The organism is Bacillus sp. A260 (assembly GCF_009861435.1).
Taxonomy (GTDB): Bacteria; Bacillota; Bacilli; order Bacillales; family Bacillaceae_G; genus Bacillus_A; species Bacillus_A cereus.
Map to the genome: position 1 here is coordinate 4,344,221 of NZ_CP046398.1, position 15,568 is coordinate 4,359,788.

Here is a 15,568-nt window from a genome sequence, read left to right on the forward strand (position 1 = left end):
TATTTCACTGAATTTCTTTTATTTATAAGAAAAGGACAAGAAGCTAGAAATCCCATGGGATAAGCCTTCTTTTTGTCCACTTTTTCGGTCTAGGGTTGCGCTAGAGATGGCTAGCATAACCAGAAACCGCAGAAGTGGACAATTGAGTTTCACGTAACCTTTCCCAAAACCGAATATCACTTATACTACTTGTCCAAAAAACAATATTTTCATAGCAAAAAATTACTAACCTTGTAGATTGGATACGCAATTTTTGTGGTACTTTATGGTCTACATAGAATAATTTGTACTATTCTTCGCTTTACGACATTTCAATCGCCATTTCTTTTCCCTCTAACATTTCAGCACAAAAATATAAAAGAAATTTAAAAAAACAAGCTTTCAAAGTCCCTTGTTTCCTTGTCTCATTTGGACTAGTCCAAATGACTTTTTTACATAAATCTTATTCTAATTTTAGCACAAAGAAAAAATACAATGAAAAAACCTCCTTCTTATTTTCTAGAAAGAGGCTTTTTAGTTACATTAAATGCTCATTTATTGATAATACCAAATTCCCATCCCTTTTCACGTGTATACATTTAAAAAACTGTAGCAAAAATGCTCTTAATTTTTGGGTATCTACGTTTTCTTTAGCGAATTCATGAATTAAATGCTGTGGAGGAAGATATTTCTTTTGTTGCATAGTCTTTGCGATACGATCAATTCGTTCCTGTAGTCCAACCTTCTTATCTTTTACTGTATGTAGCTCGTGTATTTTGTTGGTACGATGCGACATAATGATACTCATAAACTCTAATACTTTTTTATCAATTGTTTCTTTGTCATAATAAGATTTCATTTCTACATTTAATGCTTCAATTTGTTGATTTAATTTGGCGATTTCCTCATCCAATTTTTTCTTTGAACCTTTCAAACTTTGCATTTCCTTCTTTAGCCTTTCTTCTATTGCAGCTTCTACTTGTTCCTTTTTCCGCTGCGTTACCTGCTCCAACACATAGGGAAGATAGTCCTTTCGAAATCGTTCGTGAATCATATTAGCTTGCAACTTGAAATCACATTTTTTACATTCGTAAATTCTTCGTTGCTCTTTTTTCTTCTTCCCCTTATATTTCTCTCCACCTGATTGTTGATTTTTCGCCAACATTAACTCTTTACATTGATCGCAATTTAAAATACCTCTCAATAAAAACGGTGTACTATAGTCTCTCGAATGAACTTTTCTTTTTTTACGTTCTTCAAATAACCTCATAATATATTCCCAATACTCCCTTTTAAATAATGGGGTCATATTCTTCGGCGTTCCCTCCACCCATTGACTTTGATCGTTCAATACACCGTTATCATAACGATTCATTGAAATAAAACCACAATAAAAAGGATTTGTGATAATATATCGTATCTTTTCTTTCGTCCATTTCATGTTTTCATCTAATTTTCTACTGTGTATCTCATTTGCAATTTGCTGAAATCCATATCCTATTTCAAATAAACGGAATATCTCCATCACAGCTTCTTGTTGATCTTCCTCATCTTTAAAATATTCCTTCCGAGTTTTTCTTCCACCATCGTTTTCTTCTATGACCCGATACGTATATCCATAAGGGGCTTTGCCACCCAACCAAGTACCCCTTTTTATTTTACTGCGAAATGTATCCTTTGTACGATCTTGAATTAAAGCAGCTTCAATTCTGGTTAGCCCGTCTTTTACAGCTTGCGAAACAACTTCTCCAACGGTATATAGTTCACTTGAACTGCTTACTACTACATGGATATTTAATTCACGCATTTTCTCTCGAAATAGCTGGTGCTCTTCAATTCGCCTAGCAATACGATCATTTTTATACGTTATAACAACATCAAATTTACCTTTCTCTGCATCTCGTATTAAATTTTGCAAATCCTCTCGCTTTTCAAAAGGCACTTTTATAGCAGATATCGCTCGGTCAACATATTCCTTATAAATTCCACACCCATACCGTTGTAAAAATGTTTCAACAGAATGCTTCTGCATGTCATATTCTTGTTTTTCTGTAGAATATCGTGCATATAAAACGATTCTTTTCCCTGGCTGTACTACATCTTCTAAACGAGCTTGGTCATATCTGTTCACTCTCTTGATGTACCTCCTGTATAAGTATGAATGGATGTTTAAACGCAATATGATATTCCCAAGTATCTACATGTATACAATGAATCATTTCGCGATAAAAATGTACCCGATGTTCTTTTTCGAGTAGTAAAAGATCTGCTGGACACTCCAAGTGAGATATCCATTCTTTCGCTTTTTCTCTAAAATTACGAATTTCATGTAGTCGTAATTTTAAATGCTTCAATTTCTTTTTCTCTTTTTTCAATGCTTCGTTTGTTTCTTTTATTTCTTGTTTATGCTGATTGTTTTTACACTTCTCACATTTATTACTCTCGTACTCCCGCATTCTTCTTTGACAGCTCAACCATGCATCTACACACTTTCCAACTTTCTTTTCATAGTTCTCAACTGTTTTTTCTTGATTTCGAATCAGTTTTTGTATTCGTTGTATATTTTGATACTTACTTCTTTCATACAATTTATCAAAATTTGTATCTAATAAACAATAAAAAAACTGCTTTGCATGTTTCAATATTCCCTCTTCTATATAACTTGCTTCCACGCAAACATCATGTTCTTGACATTCATACACATTGTAAGGTTTGTACTGCTTCATGCGTGTTTTCGTGATAAGCGGCTTTTGACATTGGTAGCAATAGAGGATATTTTCAAGTAAAAATCGAATTTTTTCTGTATTAGATTCTCTTTTCACAACAATTTGGTTCAATTTTTCATTTGCTACATCCCATTCTTCTTTTTCAATGATTTTCGTATTTTTATATGCCTTTGTGTACGTTTCATCACCAAACTTCATAACACGTAAACCATAATAAATAGGGTTCGAAATAAGCTTGATGATTCTTGATTGATCCCATGGTTTATCATCTTGATCTTGAGTTTTTGTTTTTTGTATTTGATTCACATCGTCACATAATTCTTTTATGCTCTCATACTTTTTATTTACCAACATATTAAATATTGCCTTCACCATTGTCTTTTTATGAGGGACAGATAAAATCGTAACCTTACCATCTTCAGGGTCAGGTTCACCACATTCATAGCCGTATGGCAAGTTCCCTGCATACTTTCCACTTAAAAACTTTGCAATTTTTGTTTCTTGAATACGTTGCGCGATTAATGAACCTTCATTTTCACATATAGATCCCAGAATCGCTTCAACATATTCACCAATAGGAGAATAATACATTTTCACTTCACTATCTGACGAAAAATGAACCTCGATACCATGTTTTTGAAATAAATGATATAACTGCATATGCTCTTTTAATTTACGAGCCAACCGGTCTCTTTTATAAACAATCACGCTTCCTACAATCCCTGCCTCTATATCATTAATCAAGCGGCGCATATTTAGGCGCTGCATTAATGTATTTTTACGAGCAGAAGTATCTTTATCTATATATTCCTCATCAATAGCAAGCTGATGTTTTACGCTATACTCAAACGCTTTGATTTGTTGCATTTCAATGGAGTTTTCCTGAAAGTCTGCAGAATTCCGGTAATACGTCACTGTCTTTTTCACACTTCACCACCACCCTCTTCATTTTCAATATACGTTTGCTCGTCTATTTTAGAAGAGGAGTTCATAATTTTTTCATGCAAACATTCTAAATACAAAGCAAACCATTTTTCTGCAGCTTGCGGGTCATGAACATATTGAATAGAGCCTAACGTTACCTGTTTTATTTCTTTCCGTTTTACCATCTCTTACACATCCTTTACTCATTAAGGAGGAATCTTTTATGATACAAAATCTTGGACAAACCATTCGTAATTTAAGAAAGCAAAAAGGAATTTCTCTTCAAAATTTTGCTGAACAAATTGAAGTCTCTCCCGGATATTTAAGCAACCTTGAAACACAAAAGACAGATACTATTTCTTTAACGCTACTCGCAAAATTGAATGAGGAATTTGATTTATTTCCTTCTCTGAATCACACAAATTCTCCTCATCATGAATTACATTTCCGACTAGATCGGGTGTGCGAACTACTGAAAACGTTACATGATACCAATCCCGAGTTAGCCAATTACTTTATTTCTCACATTGAACAAGGGTTGATATTATACCAAAAGGAATAACCTTTATATGGATATTGTTACCAACAAATAACCATTTATTCATTTTAATAAAATTAATTTATAAAAATGAATAAGGGAATATAAAAAAGAGAGCCTATTCTTCCAAAACGGCTCTCTTTTCCATATCTTCTAATAACTCTTTTATTACTTTATTATAGAGACGATTTATTTGTGTAGATTTTTCATCTGTTCGTTGATAAATATACTCGTCCCCTTTCTTTATTATCCCCAGATGTTTATCTTCTTTTGGAAATACAAGATTGCAAAAGTCTTGATATATTTGCAGTCCCTTCTCCCCTTTTAATGAATATATACGATCAGGAAAGAGTCGTTTAAATTGAGCTCTTAATAACCCCTGAAATGCTTTTTCATCCAAATTCTGAACCATATTTTCATCTACGTTGTTCGGTTGTTGTCTGTTTTCAATCACCATGTCCAACTTACTCACTCTTTTTTGTAATAAATCATTTTCCTCTGCCGCTTGTTCATATGCATCTTTCATCCATTGATTCTGCATTTGCAATGCCGATATCTCTTCAGACATCATATCCAACATATCACATAAAAAATCTATATCCTCCTTTTTACTCCCTTCTACAATTTGATCCCTTTCGATGTTATTACCTTGAAGGAGAATTTGCATCTGCTTTTTCATATGATTTATATCTAGTACAACATGATGATATTCCTGTAAAATCCGCCGTAATCCTGGACGTTTCTTTTCAATGAACTGAAGCAAATCTTCTTCACGAATACTCCATCCCTCTTTTCGATTCTCTGATGGGACTGCTGGTATTTCTAACTTCCGCAGCCAATCTGTAACTGTTTTATAACTCACTTTTATGTAATGCTCCTCTAAAATCTCCATTGCCTCTTGTACATTAATCCACCTTGTCATATTCCACCTCACCTCATGTCTCTACTAATTTTATGAATTTCATATAACAGATATAACTACACAAAAGTAATATTAAAAACAAAAAAGATTTAGCTCTTCCCCAAGCTAAATCCCGTTTACATAATCTCACTATTGTTATCTCGTTAATTTTGATTCGTTCTTTCTTAAATCCATAAATTTTTTATAAATGATACCCGCTTCGGTTTCTGTGTGAATATCAAAACTCCAATACATTTCAGATCTTAACTCGTCTTCATTTATTTCTATTTCATGTACTAATTTTCCAACTACCTCTAAGACATCTTCATTCCACAATTCTTCTTTTAATGTTTGATTTAACACCAATTGAGCTACATCCATTGCCTGAAATATAACATCTAATCCATATCCCATCCTACTTACTCCCATTACAATGTATCCCATCACTTCTGTATCTTTCAAAAACTTCAATCCTTTCAACATTTCATTTTCATAAAAGTCATTTATAAAAAGTCTCTTTTCTTTCCCTACTGCATATACTTTTAAAAATATAACATTTGTTTAAAACCTAACTAAGGGAGGTATTTATTTGTTACAACATCTCGGGCAAACCATCCGAACATTACGAAAACACAAAGGGATTACACTAAATGACCTTGCAGCAAAATTACATGTTTCACCTGGTTACCTCAGTAATTTAGAAACAATGAAAACTGATACTGTTTCACTTGCATTTCTAGAACAAATACAAGAAGAACTGAACCTGTTTCCTGCTCTCACCCAGGAGACAGATTCCTCAAACCATGAACTTAATTTTCGCTTAAAACGTTTATGCCAAGTATTACAAAAAACTCATGATGAAAATCCAGTATTAGCAAATTACTTTTTGTCCCATGTCGAGAAAGGTTTAGAAATATATCAGCAATCTCAATAGTTCCGCTACTTTCATTTTGAACAACTTGTCTACCCTTTATTCATTATTATGAATTAATTTTATAAATATGAATAAATTCACAAAAAAAGGAGAACCTTTATAAAAAGAGGTTCTCTTTTTTCTAATTAAGGAGCTGAATATACATGAAAAAAGAACTAGTACAAGTAGTTGAAAGTTATATAGATTGGATACACATCCAATTTGAAGATGGTGGCAATTTTATTGGGGATGATTACATTGACTCTATTGAAGACATGTTTCAAGAAGCTGGTATTTCATACAATCAAGATGACCTAAAACAAACTATGCAAGAAATTGTTCATTCCCTGAGTAAGAAGTATGGAAGTAATAATGTTTTTTACGGATCTCCAGAACATACAATTTTGATTGGTAATCAATACGTAACAATCTATAACCAATTAATTGTACTAATCAATCATCAATTATAATGACTTCTTTATTTTCGTAAATTCATATGGGTTGATTGTTAGAATACAATTTTCTTCTTTTTTAGGAGGCACCAAGTACATGAAACTTATCACATTAAATAACGGAATAAAAACAAAACAATATCCAGACGTTAAATCCCTTATCGATTTCTTTGAAGTAGCCAAAAACTATGGTTTTCTCTTCTACACTGCAGATTTAAAAAAATTACCTCTAGATGAATATTTTCATATTTACCATCATTCAAGTAAAGGTAGTGGTGGGTATCAGCAAGCTTTTCCAATTCCCAGCACGTTATACCATTCTTTAAAAATCGATCATTATTCACTTAAATGGTTCAATATCTTTTATCAATTATATTATCAAGATTCCCCTCCGCCGCCTTGGCAATGGAAACATTGGGATTCTTATATAGGTGAAAAGTATGTATGGATTTATAAAACTGAATAATCATTTCTCCTATACCACCCTCTCCAGAGAAATAAAAAACTCCTGATTAATCAGGAGTTTTTTTGTCTTGCTGCTTTATAAAATACATTTTTAAAGCCTCTAGAAATGCTTCTTCAATTTTTATCGTACCGTATATTTCATTACCTAGTTTAAGTGGAGAGGTTTTCATTGTCATAATTCATCACCTCATGACCACTATATGATTTTGAAATATGTGGACGACCCTTTTTTATTAATTTTTTCTATTGTACGCTTTGCATTTCCTAAACTGTTACCTTATTTACTTCATATAACTTTTGGAAAAGCGCAGTAAAATTATCAATGGTTTGTGAAGTTAATTTTATATCTGGCTCTTTTTGTAACTTCTCTTTAAACGCCTTTGCAATTAAAGCCTTACTTTTCTTCTTCTTATTTAATAATCTAGAATTATCCAGATCATCTTCTTTTTCAGACAATTCTAGGTCAGGCATTATATAGCTCAAAAAGTCTTCCCTCGAAAACAAATCTTCAATTGCAAATTGGGGGTTATCACTTACAAAAATCAATTGTTCTTGTGTCAATAATAATTTTTGCTCAAGTTCTTTTTTTTCTTTTTTACCTGCATTATCATTATCTAATAAAACTTTAAACTGTACTCCCCAACCAATTAATAAAGAAGCCAGTTTGTCAATTTGCGAAGCTCCTATACTTGGAATAAATCTCATTACTCCAAATGCTTCATCATAGTTAATATACTTTTTCATTATCTCTAAATAATAATAATCAGAGATCCCTTCAACTATAACATTGTGATCCCCAAATGTACCAAAACTTTTTGATAAATCTAAACCAATCGCTGTCATTATTGGAGTATAGACCTCTTGATCAGCGATAGAAGCTGCATGTATTTGGTTCTCAATAACAGTACAACTCTCACTGTCTCTTGTTACTAAACGAACTCTTTCTAATGTATTCGGATTTATTAAATACGGACTATGTGTTGTGAAAATGATTTGATCCGACTTTGCTAAAATCTCTAATGCTTTTAAAATATCATTCTGTGCCTTTGGATGTAAATAAGGACCAGGCTCATCAAGTAAAATAATATCCCCTGTTCTTTGAACAGCACTAATAGCAAAAAAGAAGGATAAAAACCATTGAAACCCTTTACTTCGCTGACTCGGCATAAAATCAATTTGACTTTCACCATCATATATATAGACATCTAAAGTATTATTAACACCTACATCAAATTGTAAATTTATTTGACTTTGCGAATACACATCGTGAAATAGAGAAGTAATCTCTTTTGAAATCCTATCCATACCTCTTTTTATATCTCTGTTGGACATTTCAAAAACATTTCTTCCCCCATTACCTTGCAATGATTTTTGTATGTATTGAGCCCATACTCCTTCTGTTTCATCAAAAAAGTCCACAGAATCAGGTAACATTTTTTCAAATGATTGAAGTAATTTAAACTTCGGTATCACTACTTTTTCTTCAAACCTTTGATAATTCACAATTACCATTTCACTTAAATCAAAGAATCTATTTATTATATCAGCTCCTACAGCTATTCCTTTAATTCCCCTACTTTTATTTTCTTTAGAATACCCTCTATTATCGCTAATATTGTTATATATATCCTTCGCTTTATCTCTATAATCCATTAATCTATAGATAACATCTTCCAATTCGGAAAATTTCTCTAGAAGTTCATGTCCTTCTCTATATAAGTATTCTGCGTTAATTCTTATATTTTTAGGAAGTTGGTCATCTTCAATAAACACCACTAAGTTATCGTTGATTCTTTCCATTATTTCCAGAAAATCTCCGCTAAAAAAATATCTTTGAATTGATCCATATGTAGATTGATGGTTATATTCAAACTCTTTTCTAACTATTAAGTTATAATCCTCCTGAGGATGCTCGTTCTTCGTGGGGAAAATTTTTATTATATCTTCAAGATTTATCCTAAAAGATACTTCTATTAAGGGGTTGCTTTCCTCTCTTGTCTTTCCCTCTGGAAAGTCTCCATCAGAAAACTCATCCGTCGAAAACACCTCTAAGGCTCTTAATATATTACTTTTTCCACTTTCATTTTTACCAGCTAAAACAGTAAGCATAGGATCTATATATAATCTTCCTGTATCATTAATTGAGCGAAAATCTCTAATTTGAACCCACTCTAATTTCATAAGTGTCCCACCTTTTAAAAATCTATTGATATAAATTTTACCATAATATCTCAATTGAAAGTTGGATTATTCATAATTTATCCTCTGTCTTTTTATTTGCAAACACTACACATCACATTTGAGATGTGGTTGCGAACTGTCTTTTCACTTATAAAAAGTTCACCTGCAATTTCCTTCGTTGTTTTATCTTGAACCAGCAATTCAAATACTTCTCTCTCTCTCTTTGTGAGTAAAGGTTTAGATTGATACGCTTTTTCCTTCAACTGGTATAACCCTCCTTGCTTAAGCCAGAGCTGTGTATGTGTAAGTTGGGTGTTTATTTAGTCAAGATATTGTATGAACGAAATGTGCAGGTGGTGAATGAAAATGGGCTTTATTTCCTATGTTATTTTAGACTTTTATACAGTGCGTACACTCTTTTTATCCACTTACTTTCCAACGCGCCATATTTGTTCTAGCAATATACTTACAACCGTACCTACAAATAAGCCATTACCGAATATATATTGCATAACAGACGGCAAGGATTGGAGTGCTCCAGACGGTAAAAACATAACGCCGCTGCCAAATAATACTGCAACGCCTAAAATCGTTACATTCCTTTCACTCATCGGCACTTGTTTTATATTATTAAATCCAATTCCAATTAACTGTACGAACGAAGCCATTAAAACAGCCGATGCGACAGCTGATGGTAAAGATGCTAAGTAACGAATAATACTTGGAAAAAGAGACATTACGACTAGTAACGCACATGCCATTAAGAACGATTGGATATATTTTTGTTTTGTTAAACGTATAAATCCTGCCGTTGCTGGTAACGGAACGACACCTACAGTTGAAAATACAGAAGAGATGATATGCGAAATCCCCCCAACCCATGTTCCATCTTTCAACTGTTTTTGTTCAATAGTCGCTTTATGAATAGTTGCTTGATTAATTGCTATAATAGCTGCCACCGTATTCGAAACTAAAATACACACCATAACGAAACTTGATACAGCCATACCTGTATTCCATTTTGGAAGTCCCCAAGCAAATATATGTGGAAGTTGCACAAAATGAGTTACTTGAGATGGGATTGTCACTTTTCCTGCAATGAGAAAAATAATCCACCCACTAATTAATCCTATTAAAACTGCATAACTTTTGACAAAGCCTTTTCCAAAATTAGATAGTATAATAACGAACAGAAATATACTAAACGCGATCATTGCTGTAAATCCGTCGATTTGAGAAATAGTAGCTGTAATTCCTAACATTCCTTTTAAAAATACACCACTTAATTGTACACATAATAAAAGTAAAAACGTCCCTGTCACAAGCGGCGTAAATAAAAATAAAATACGTCCTATAAAACCAGTTACTCCTAATCCTATTAAAATAATACCGGAGATTATCATTCCTAATTCTAAAATTTGCAGTGTACTATGTAATTGATCTTGTCCGGCCGTTGCATAAGCAAGTACGGTAAATACACCAACCCAAGATCCAGCCGGCCCATCCGCAATTGGTAGTCTATGCCCAAGCCATCCTTGTAAAAAAGAAGATATACCAACTACAAAAAACGTACGCTGCATTAAATAAAATATTTCTTCCGTCGTAAGATGAAATAATCCGCCAACGACAATTGGTAGTGCGATTGAATTTGCTAATAAAAATATAAACCATTGTAAAGTTCCCATAATATGATTTTGGTTATGTTGATTGTCCAATTTTTTCATCCCTTCTAGCTTTCCTATAAAAATATATTGTAAGAATAAAAAAGAAGAGTTCTATACTCACCATTAGAACCCTCCTCAAAATATTTAAACGATTCTTCTACACAAGATTATTTAATTCCACCTCATTTAAACTTCCAACAACAATATTTCCTTTATACACGACTAAACGTTTTTCTGTTTGACGCGCTACTGCTTCAGCAGCGCATGTCGCATTCGTCAAAACAAAGCTCGCTTCATCCCCTACATTCGGCCATACTCGCTTCCCTTCCTTATTTAACGTTTCTTTTCCTCCTGTAATAAAGCGGAGTGCTTTTCCTAAAGACCTTTCGTCACTCCACCCAAAACGCTCTGCTAATCGATTCGCCTTTTGAAGCATATCACCTGTTCCAAACGGTGACCAATGATCTGTAATGCTATCATTGCCTAATGAAACCGTAACACCTTTTTTATCTAATAACGGAATTGGGATTACTTGTTTACCAATTGGCACTGTTGAAGTAATATCAATATTTACATTTGCGAGTCTTTCTGCCACTTCTTCAGCCTCTTTATCAGTAACACCACCAAGTCCAAGTGCATGACTAATCGTTACACGGCCTTGCCATCCTGCTTCTTCTGTTAAACTTGCCAATCTCTTCATCGTAAACGTTCCAAGATTATTCGCATCGTGCAAATGAATATCAACATCCGCATTAAATTCTACTGCGATATCCATAATTGTATGTAATGACTTTTCAATGTCATTATCCACTGTAGCTGGATCTACTCCTCCGACTAGATGAGCACCCATACGCATCGCATCTTTCACGAGTTGCACAGAATTACTGCGCAATAATCCATGTTGCGGAAACGCAACAATTCTACTAAATACTCGATTTTTATATGTTTCTAATGCCGCTAACGTCGCCTCCAAATTACCAAGCCCAATAATTGGATCAACATTACAATGCGTTCTAATATTCGTTGCACCATTTTGCAGTAGTAACTCTAGCATATTTTCCGCTCTATTTTGAGCAGTCGCTAATTGCTTTGGTAAAATTTTTTCTTCTTCATTAAAACGTGTAAAAATACTTTCTGCTGGCATACAAGCTTTCCATGGGCCACTATAATATGTTTTATCAATGTGAATGTGCATCTCTTTGAAAGCTGGCAACATTAATAAGTTCTTAGCATCAAAAGTTACTATATCTTCCTCTTGAACAATCCCTTTTATAATTTTTTTAATTCGACCATCTTCAATAAGTAAACTGCATAATTCTGTTTCTGTTTGTGAAATTCTCTCTTCTTCATATGTATATCCTGATTCAAGCATTACGTTAGTCAACCAATATACTGTCATCTCTATTTCCCCACCCTTTATTAAAAATCACCTCATAACTACAAGTTTAATATCCACTGAAAATTAAGACAATTAATACGATCGCTTCTCACAAAAAAAATGTAATACAACCCCATAGTCTTCTCATAAATTTCCATATAGAATAAAAGTATGCAGTTTGATATAAAAAGGAGTTGATTGGAATATGTCAAAAAGGTTATGTAAATCCGAAACTGATAAAATGCTATTTGGTATATGTGGTGGTTTAGGAGAATATTTTGATATTAGCTCTACTCTTATTCGTATCATTTGGGTTATTGCTGTTTTATGTTTTGGGACAGGATTTTTAGTTTATTTCATTTGTTTATTACTTATGCCACGTTCGTACTAATGGCATCATTTCACATACTTAAGAAGAGCAAATCACCTATAGAATCCTATAGGTGATTTTTTCATGAAGAATATTTCATCGTTAAATGTAATACCGCCACTTCTTCTTCTTCATTTTTATAAATATGCTTCTTATTCGCTTCAAATTGAATGGAATCAAACTCATTTAATTCGTATACATCATTCTCCACTTGAATAGACACTTTCCCTTTCATTACCGTTACAAGCTCAATCGCACCTTCATGATGAGCTTCTGGCTCATATATACTATTTGATCGTAAACAAGCACGGTGCATTTCCATCCCTGTTTCTTTCGTATAACGGAACATCGTTTCTAAATGCCACGCTTGTCCTTCATCTACTGCAAATCCTTCTCCACAGCGCGCAACAGCTACAGGTTCTCCAGCAACCATTAATCTGGATAAAGGAATTGATAACCCTTTCGTTATTTTCCAAATGACAGCTAGTGTCGGATTTGTTTCCCCTCTTTCTATCTTTCCTAATGTTAATTTACTAACTCCTGTTTTATGGGCTAATTCTTCTAAACTTAATTTCTGTTCATTTCGAATTTGTCTCAATAACTGTCCAACTTGTTGAATGACTTCTTTCGTTTGCATATCTTCATTTTCTTTCATATATAAAACCACCTCAAAGTATAAAATAGTTTACTTTTAACAAATGAAAGTATATCATACTATACATAATTATTTATTTTCGAAAGGAGTGCTATACTTCATGCGCGCAATTTTATTAGGTCTTTTATCATCGGCCTTTTTTTCTGCAACCTTTATTATTAATAAAGCAATGAATGTATCTGGAACGAGCTGGGCTTGGACAGCTTCCTTCCGTTTTTTATTTGCTCTTCCTATTTTATTCCTTATCGTTTTATTTCGCAAAAACTTTAGGGGATTATGGGAAGAGTTAAAAAAACATCCATTGGCATGGATCGGATGGGGTTCTGTTGCCGGTATTGGTTTTTATTCTTTATTAAGTTTCTCAGCTGTCTTTTCTCCAGCTTGGCTCGTTGCTGGAACTTGGCAAGTTACGATTTTAGCTGGTTTACTACTATCACCACTATTTTTCGTGAAAATAGAAACAAAATCAGGTACGAAACTTGTACGCGGAAAAATTCCACTTCGTAGCTTATATGTTGCATTATTTATTTTACTTGGTGTAATTTGTATGCAAGCAACTGCCGCAGGCCATATTACAATGACTCAGTTCATTTTAGGTTTTTTACCTGTCGTATTAGCCGCTTTCTTATATCCGTTCGGTAACCGAAAAATGATGGAGCTTGTTGGTGGACGCCTTGATACGTTCCAACGTGTATTAGGAATGGCAATTGGAAGTCTTCCTATAACAATCTTGCTTGGTATATACGGATTTTCTACTACTGGCATTCCAACATCCAACCAAATGCTTCAAGGATTTTTGTTAGCATTATGTTCCGGCGTTATTGCAACGATGACATTTTTCTTTGCTACTGACTTAGCAAAAGATAACCTCGCTCTACTTGGAGCTGTTGAAGCAACACAAGCTGGAACGATGGTCTTTACCGTACTTGGAGAAATCATTTTCTTAAATGGTTCACTCCCTGGAGGACTTTCTCTCATCGGAATGATTATTATCATGTTAGGAATGGTTGCAAATAGTATTTTAAACCGTTCTGTTCCAGTCGTTAAACAGAAAAAATCGGCATAAAAAAAGGGTATGGTTCTATAGAGATGAACCATACTCTTTTTTATTGTCCCCCTATTTCGCCTTATCAGAATAGTATTTCATTGGCTGTTTATACTAAAACTTATGTTATAATACGTTTCATGCGCATTAATAGGAGGTAAATTATGTTAAAAAAAGCAATCGCTGAATTTATTGGTACATTTGTACTTGTATTATTCGGAACTGGAGTAGCTGTCACTGGCGGCGGAATTGAAGGAATTGGAACATTAGGAATCGCTATGGCTTTCGGCTTATCTATTGTAGCTATGGCATATAGCATCGGAACAATTTCTGGATGTCACATTAACCCAGCAGTATCAGTAGCTATGTTCATCAACAAACGAATGAACGCTATGGAACTTTGTTATTATGTATTAGCTCAAATTTTAGGTGGTTTATTAGGAACTGCAACGTTAGTAACAATTTTAAAATCTGCTAAAACACCTTTAGATAATTTAGGACAAAATGGTTTCGGAACTCTTGGTTTATCTGGAGCATTTTTAGTTGAGTTCATTTTAACTTTCGTATTTATTTTAGTTATCGTTGCTGTAACAGGTAAAAAAGGAAGTTCTTCTTTAGCTGGACTAGTAATTGGTTTCACATTAGTTTTAATTCACTTATTAGGAATTCCGTTAACTGGAACATCTGTTAACCCAGCTCGTAGTATCGCACCAGCTTTATTTGTTGGTGGAGAAGCACTTTCTCAACTATGGGTATTCATCGTAGCACCAATTCTTGGTGGTATCTTCGCAGCTATCGTAGGTAAATTCATTTTAAATACTGAAAAATAGAATTTTCAATATTTCTGAATAAAAAAATGCGAGCCCTCATTATGAGGAAGCTCGCTTTTTTTATTCTTTCATTTTAGACTTTAAATTTGTAACTAATTGATCTACCGTTACATTTGCAAGTACGTTTTCCATCGCTTCTTGCGCTTGCATTAAAATAATTTCTAATACTGATTGAATATTAGCTCCTACTGGACATTCAATGTTGGGATTTTCATGGAAGGAAAATAGTTGTCCTTCTTCTACAACTTCCACTGCTTTATATACATCAAGTAATGTAATTTCTTCTAAATCTCGAGCAAGTGTCGTACCACCTTTACCAGCTTGTACATCAACAAGTCCTGCTCTCTTCAACATTCCTGTAATGCGACGAATCACAACTGGATTTGTATTCACACTACCGGCAATCCATTCAGAGGTACAGCGAGAGTTTCGATCTATCGCAAGTAATGTCAGCATATGAACACCTACTGTAAAACGACTACTAATCCCCATCTGCACACCCTCCTTTTTATTCATTCTATTAAAAGACGACTCTTATTATTATATA

Annotated in this window: 19 protein-coding genes; 7 read left to right on the top strand and 12 right to left on the bottom strand. The window is 33.6% G+C overall.

The genetic code is table 11. The features are described from left to right. Positions 1-517 precede the first annotated feature (517 nt). Genes GD442_RS22030 through GD442_RS22040 form a run of 3 tightly spaced genes read right to left on the bottom strand, consistent with a single transcriptional unit; the run spans position 518 to position 3,814 of the window. Positions 518-2,110, bottom strand: a complete 1,593-nt coding sequence (locus GD442_RS22030; protein ID WP_159365197.1) for a recombinase family protein — start codon at positions 2,108-2,110, stop codon at positions 518-520. Beyond that, positions 2,097-3,632, bottom strand: coding sequence for a recombinase family protein (locus tag GD442_RS22035; RefSeq protein ID WP_159365198.1), 1,536 nt, complete (start codon positions 3,630-3,632; stop codon positions 2,097-2,099). Before GD442_RS22035 ends, GD442_RS22030 begins: the two co-directional genes overlap by 14 nt. Continuing rightward, positions 3,629-3,814 carry a hypothetical protein gene (locus GD442_RS22040; RefSeq protein ID WP_159365199.1) on the bottom strand — a complete coding sequence of 62 codons (186 nt, stop codon included), beginning with the start codon at positions 3,812-3,814 and terminating at the stop codon, positions 3,629-3,631. Before GD442_RS22040 ends, GD442_RS22035 begins: the two co-directional genes overlap by 4 nt. 38 nt (positions 3,815-3,852) lie before the next feature. Here GD442_RS22040 and GD442_RS22045 point away from each other — a divergent pair, with 38 nt between their 5' ends. Further along, the gene (locus tag GD442_RS22045) at positions 3,853-4,191 is read left to right on the top strand and encodes a helix-turn-helix domain-containing protein (protein WP_159365200.1); all 339 of its coding nucleotides are present in this window, start codon (positions 3,853-3,855) and stop codon (positions 4,189-4,191) included. A gap of 94 nt (positions 4,192-4,285) precedes the next feature. Here the strand turns inward: GD442_RS22045 and GD442_RS22050 are convergent, their stop codons facing one another. Together GD442_RS22050 and GD442_RS22055 are read right to left on the bottom strand one after the other, a co-directional pair. Continuing rightward, the gene (locus GD442_RS22050) at positions 4,286-5,089 is read right to left on the bottom strand and encodes a helix-turn-helix domain-containing protein (protein WP_159365201.1); all 804 of its coding nucleotides are present in this window, start codon (positions 5,087-5,089) and stop codon (positions 4,286-4,288) included. 135 nt (positions 5,090-5,224) lie between these two features. Further along, positions 5,225-5,530: a hypothetical protein gene (locus GD442_RS22055; protein ID WP_236582423.1), complete on the bottom strand. Its 306-nt coding sequence runs from the start codon at positions 5,528-5,530 to the stop codon at positions 5,225-5,227. 127 nt (positions 5,531-5,657) lie between these two features. Between GD442_RS22055 and GD442_RS22060 the strand changes: the two genes are divergently transcribed. The 3 genes from GD442_RS22060 (at position 5,658) to GD442_RS22070 (ending at position 6,899) form a co-directional block, all read left to right on the top strand. Then, positions 5,658-6,002, top strand: a complete 345-nt coding sequence (locus GD442_RS22060) for a helix-turn-helix domain-containing protein (protein WP_159365202.1) — start codon at positions 5,658-5,660, stop codon at positions 6,000-6,002. Between the two features lie 143 nt (positions 6,003-6,145). Beyond that, positions 6,146-6,451 carry a hypothetical protein gene (locus tag GD442_RS22065; protein WP_159365203.1) on the top strand — a complete coding sequence of 102 codons (306 nt, stop codon included), beginning with the start codon at positions 6,146-6,148 and terminating at the stop codon, positions 6,449-6,451. Between the two features lie 79 nt (positions 6,452-6,530). After that, positions 6,531-6,899 carry a hypothetical protein gene (locus tag GD442_RS22070; RefSeq protein WP_159365204.1) on the top strand — a complete coding sequence of 123 codons (369 nt, stop codon included), beginning with the start codon at positions 6,531-6,533 and terminating at the stop codon, positions 6,897-6,899. A gap of 46 nt (positions 6,900-6,945) precedes the next feature. Here GD442_RS22070 and GD442_RS28295 read toward each other — a convergent pair whose 3' ends face one another. The 5 genes from GD442_RS28295 to GD442_RS22090 all read right to left on the bottom strand — a co-directional run bounded on the left by GD442_RS28295 (position 6,946) and on the right by GD442_RS22090 (position 12,142). Continuing rightward, positions 6,946-7,074 (bottom strand): hypothetical protein, encoded by a 129-nt coding sequence (locus GD442_RS28295; protein ID WP_268895493.1) that lies wholly within the window; start codon positions 7,072-7,074, stop codon positions 6,946-6,948. A gap of 88 nt (positions 7,075-7,162) precedes the next feature. Next, positions 7,163-9,079, bottom strand: a complete 1,917-nt coding sequence (locus GD442_RS22075; protein WP_159365205.1) for an AAA family ATPase — start codon at positions 9,077-9,079, stop codon at positions 7,163-7,165. A gap of 92 nt (positions 9,080-9,171) precedes the next feature. Then, positions 9,172-9,342: a helix-turn-helix domain-containing protein gene (locus GD442_RS22080; RefSeq protein WP_061185521.1), complete on the bottom strand. Its 171-nt coding sequence runs from the start codon at positions 9,340-9,342 to the stop codon at positions 9,172-9,174. 165 nt (positions 9,343-9,507) lie between these two features. Continuing rightward, the gene (locus tag GD442_RS22085; RefSeq protein ID WP_086407793.1) at positions 9,508-10,803 is read right to left on the bottom strand and encodes a purine/pyrimidine permease; all 1,296 of its coding nucleotides are present in this window, start codon (positions 10,801-10,803) and stop codon (positions 9,508-9,510) included. Positions 10,804-10,900: 97 nt separating this feature from the next. Beyond that, entirely contained in the window at positions 10,901-12,142 is a 1,242-nt protein-coding gene (locus GD442_RS22090; RefSeq protein WP_000219557.1) for an amidohydrolase family protein, read from the bottom strand. A gap of 184 nt (positions 12,143-12,326) precedes the next feature. Here GD442_RS22090 and GD442_RS22095 point away from each other — a divergent pair, with 184 nt between their 5' ends. Continuing rightward, entirely contained in the window at positions 12,327-12,512 is a 186-nt protein-coding gene (locus GD442_RS22095) for a PspC domain-containing protein (RefSeq protein ID WP_000044334.1), read from the top strand. Between the two features lie 61 nt (positions 12,513-12,573). On the opposite strand, the gene GD442_RS22100 is transcribed toward GD442_RS22095, so the two are convergent. Further along, on the bottom strand, positions 12,574-13,146 hold the full coding sequence (locus tag GD442_RS22100) for a helix-turn-helix domain-containing protein (RefSeq protein ID WP_000661920.1): 573 nt from the start codon (positions 13,144-13,146) through the stop codon (positions 12,574-12,576). Between the two features lie 100 nt (positions 13,147-13,246). Between GD442_RS22100 and GD442_RS22105 the strand changes: the two genes are divergently transcribed. Together GD442_RS22105 and GD442_RS22110 are read left to right on the top strand one after the other, a co-directional pair. Beyond that, complete coding sequence (locus GD442_RS22105) at positions 13,247-14,212, top strand: DMT family transporter (RefSeq protein WP_086407794.1); 966 nt, start codon at positions 13,247-13,249, stop codon at positions 14,210-14,212. A gap of 143 nt (positions 14,213-14,355) precedes the next feature. Beyond that, positions 14,356-15,021, top strand: a complete 666-nt coding sequence (locus GD442_RS22110; RefSeq protein WP_000913213.1) for an aquaporin — start codon at positions 14,356-14,358, stop codon at positions 15,019-15,021. 60 nt (positions 15,022-15,081) lie between these two features. Here GD442_RS22110 and GD442_RS22115 read toward each other — a convergent pair whose 3' ends face one another. Continuing rightward, the gene (locus tag GD442_RS22115; RefSeq protein WP_000512998.1) at positions 15,082-15,513 is read right to left on the bottom strand and encodes an Rrf2 family transcriptional regulator; all 432 of its coding nucleotides are present in this window, start codon (positions 15,511-15,513) and stop codon (positions 15,082-15,084) included. Between the last annotated feature and the right edge of the window lie 55 nt (positions 15,514-15,568).